At 33.0% G+C, this 3,461-nt stretch carries 4 protein-coding genes; all 4 read left to right on the top strand.

Annotated elements, in window-relative coordinates; translation table 11 throughout:
• Nucleotides 1-250 precede the first annotated feature (250 nt).
• On the top strand, nt 251-439 hold the full coding sequence (locus ACT3RM_RS17340; protein ID WP_170173258.1) for a hypothetical protein: 189 nt from the start codon (nt 251-253) through the stop codon (nt 437-439).
• Nucleotides 440-498: 59 nt separating this feature from the next.
• The gene (locus tag ACT3RM_RS17335) at nt 499-1,533 is read left to right on the top strand and encodes a radical SAM protein (protein WP_441836630.1); all 1,035 of its coding nucleotides are present in this window, start codon (nt 499-501) and stop codon (nt 1,531-1,533) included.
• Nucleotides 1,534-1,537: 4 nt separating this feature from the next.
• The gene (locus tag ACT3RM_RS17330; protein ID WP_441836631.1) at nt 1,538-2,233 is read left to right on the top strand and encodes a hypothetical protein; all 696 of its coding nucleotides are present in this window, start codon (nt 1,538-1,540) and stop codon (nt 2,231-2,233) included.
• Nucleotides 2,234-2,243: 10 nt separating this feature from the next.
• Nucleotides 2,244-3,461 (top strand): cysteine peptidase family C39 domain-containing protein (locus tag ACT3RM_RS17325; protein ID WP_444511460.1); only part of this gene is annotated, 1,218 nt, incomplete at its 3' end.

Below are 3,461 nucleotides of genomic sequence, written 5' to 3'. Positions count from 1 at the left end.
GCAATAAAGAAAAACTACTTAGAATGTATGAAAGAACCGAATATAAAATATTAAAGAATAGAATTGAAATTTTATTTAACATCAAAAACAAAACAAAACCGACCTCGAACGTTTGGCTACCTAAAATATCAAACTATTTAAATGATTTTATTTTAAAAACCTCGTAGTTATTACAGTTATCTATTTCTTTTTTTTAACTCACACTCACTTTACCCCATTAAGGGGAAACAAAAATTTAAAGGAAAATAAAATGAGCAATAAATTTGAAAATATAGAAAGTGAAGAAATTAAATTAAATGAATTAGGTGAAATTGAACTAAGTGAAGAACTTACAGATGCTGTTGCAGGCGGTTTTTCTCCAGAAGAAGAAGACGAAGAAGGAAATGTGGGCTGCGGTAACACTGTAAATGGCAGTTGTGGTTCTCAACAAGAGCTGTAACTATCACGCAGACTACTTCCCATTAAAGTAGTCTGCGCAACCAAAGCAAAGGGGGTAATATGACAAATTCATCCAATCAGATTAAAGGTTTTGCTAGGCAGCAACTCGTAAATAGCCTTAGCAATAAAAAACTTCAGCTTATCATTTTTCCAACAGAGCAATGTAACTTTCGCTGTGTATATTGCTATGAAGATTTTGAAATAGGGAAAATGCCTCGCTGGTTGATTGACGCAACTAAAATATTAATCAGTAATAAAATGCCTAATTTAGAATATTTATCTCTAAGCTGGTTTGGTGGTGAACCCTTATTAGCAAAAGATATACTTTTTGAAATTGCTGAATATAGTCAGTCATTGGCCAAAGAGTATAACTGTAAAGTATCTGGTGATTTAACCACCAACGGCTTTCTCCTAGACATCAAAACATTAACAAAACTTGTTGAGTTAAAACAAAATAGTTTTCAAATTTCTATCGATGGTGATAAAGAATCACATGACACAACACGCTTAACACGTAATGGAAGAGGTAGTTTTGACCGTATCTGGAGTCGACTTTTAGATGCTTCAGCTACAGATCTAGATTTCAATATAACACTACGAATACACATTACAGACTTAAATCATGAAAGTGTATTGAAGTTTTGTAAACGTTTCGATGAAACACTCAAAGGTGATGCTAGATTTAGACTTTTCTTTAAAGAGATATCAAATCTTGGTGGCGATAATCAAGTAGCCATTCAGGATTTGACAGCAAAAAGAACAGCAAAAGAATTAGCAAAAGATTTAACAAACCGCTACTCCAAAAAAAGTAAAAAACTAGATAGTATGGGTCATTATATTTGCTATGCAGGAAAACCTAATTCACTAGGAATTAGAGCCAATGGTAATATCAATAAGTGTACCGTTGCTTTAGATGATGATCGTAATAATATTGGTAAAATTAATCCTGATGGCACACTAACATTGAACAATGAAAAATTTAGTACCTGGATAAAAGGCTTTACGACTCTTGATAGCTGGCAAATGGGTTGCCCGCTAAGCTATATGAATAACAATAGTACTGTGGGTGATATTCCCATCAAGAAAGTAAGTTAATACTATGTCTATAGTTAATATGTTCCGTAAAGAAGCCCTTAGAAATCAATATAAATCGAGTGATATAGGGAAGTCGCTTATAAAACAGCCTAAAATTATAAATAATTCTATTTCAGCTTTAATCGCAATTTTCGTATTTAGCTTTTTAGTTATTAATGTTCTAACTTTATCAACAAAAAGAAGTCTTGACGCCAAGGTCTCATCTGAACACTATACCCCGCTTATTTATAATGAAGTAGTGGTTATAAATAAGCACTTTGCGATAGATGGTGAGAGCGTTAAAAAAAATCAACAGCTACTTACTATCTCTAAGTTTGATAGTAATAGTAAGTTAGAAAAAGAGGTTATTCGATCTCCTTCCGATGGTTTGTTTTTTCATTCTTTAATCGAAAAAAATATAATACAACCATTTGAACCTCTTGGTTACCTTTTAAGTACCACTTCAGAAAATGAGTTATCTTTTTGGATTTCTAGCAATAAAAATATGAGCATTAATGTAAATGACCACGTTACTTTAATTGTCAGCAATGATGAATTAAAAGGCATAGTTACAATGGTTATTGGTAGTAATAAAAATAATAAAGAACAAAAAATACATTTAAAATTAGAAGCTAACAATTATTCAAAACTGTCACCTAACGCAGATATAAAATTACTACTCACTCAGCAATCAGAAAAAGTCCTTAACTTAATTAAATAGTGAAATTTAAATGCGTCTCACAGACTACATTGACTTTAAACCATCAAAACTACCTCTTTTCTTACAAAGTGAAGTAGCTGAATGTGGTATCACATGTATAGCTATGATTGCTTTTTATCATGGTTATAAAGTAAACATGCTTGCTATGCGACAACGTTACCCCGTTGGTACTCAAGGAATAACAGTTAAGCACATTTTAAAAATTGCAGATGATATTGGCCTATCTGGGCGAGTATTAAAATTAGAGCTTGGACAGCTATCTAAGCTAAGGGGACCTGCAATATTGCATTGGAACTTTAATCACTTTGTTACGCTTGCTTCAGTAAATAGAACTGGCATTGTTATCCATGATCCCGCAAAAGGAAAAGTTAAACTAGATTGGCAACAAGTCTCTGAAGCATTTACCGGTATTGCAATCGAGTTAACTCCAACACCTGCATTTACTGTAGCCGATGAACGAGTAAAGATGCCGCTCAGAGCATTCATTGGCAATATTGAAGGACTCGCATCCTCATTATTTAAGATATTCGTTGTCGCCTTGATTCTGCAATGCTTCCTCTTAATATCCCCCTACTATATTAGAATTGTGATAGATCATGGAATTCCACTCTCCGATAGTGGAATGTTAATATGGTTGCTAATCGCATTTATTGCCGTCACCTTACTAACAACTTTTAGCAATATTATTCGCTCTGCTGCAATTTTATACTTAGACAAAAATTTGGGCTTTCAAGTAAAAGCGAACATCCAGCGACACCTATTACATTTACCCCTTTCGTTTTTTGAATCTCGCCATGTTGGCGATATTAAATCTAGGTTTGAAGCATTTAATGAAGTCCAAAGAATGATAAGTCGTGGTTTTATTTCTGCCATTGTCGAAGGCTTGCTAGGCATAACAACTTTAATCATTATGTATACTTACTCACCAGCTCTTGCTTTAGTATCTTTATCATTCCTCTTATTCACATTATTGCTTAGGTTATATTTAACCAACAAAGAAAATAAGCATTTAGAGCAAGTTTTATCTAAACAAGCAAAAGAAAACAGTCATTTTTTAGAAACTATCAGAGCAATTATGCCCATAAAATGCTATGTAAAAGAAAGTACCCGACTTTCTTCATGGCTCAATTTATTTGCAGATACTACAAATGAAAATATTAAACGTGAAAAGGTCACGATTACTGCAGAAATTAGCCAAGATTTAGTAAGTAAAATAGAGTATCTAATC

The sequence above is a fragment of the Pseudoalteromonas sp. AOP7-A1-14 genome (assembly GCF_052376275.1).
Lineage (GTDB): Bacteria > Pseudomonadota > Gammaproteobacteria > Enterobacterales > Alteromonadaceae > Pseudoalteromonas.
The sequence above is the reverse complement of the archived record's forward strand: the minus strand, read 5'-3'. Positions and strand labels throughout refer to the sequence as shown.

Excerpts from the sequence above, each read along its gene's own strand:
- ACT3RM_RS17340 (WP_170173258.1), top strand. The coding sequence starts at position 251 with ATGAGCAATAAATTTGAAAATATAGAAAGTGAAGAAATTAAATTAAAT.
- ACT3RM_RS17335 (WP_441836630.1), top strand. The coding sequence starts at position 499 with ATGACAAATTCATCCAATCAGATTAAAGGTTTTGCTAGGCAGCAACTC.
- ACT3RM_RS17330 (WP_441836631.1), top strand. The coding sequence starts at position 1,538 with ATGTCTATAGTTAATATGTTCCGTAAAGAAGCCCTTAGAAATCAATAT.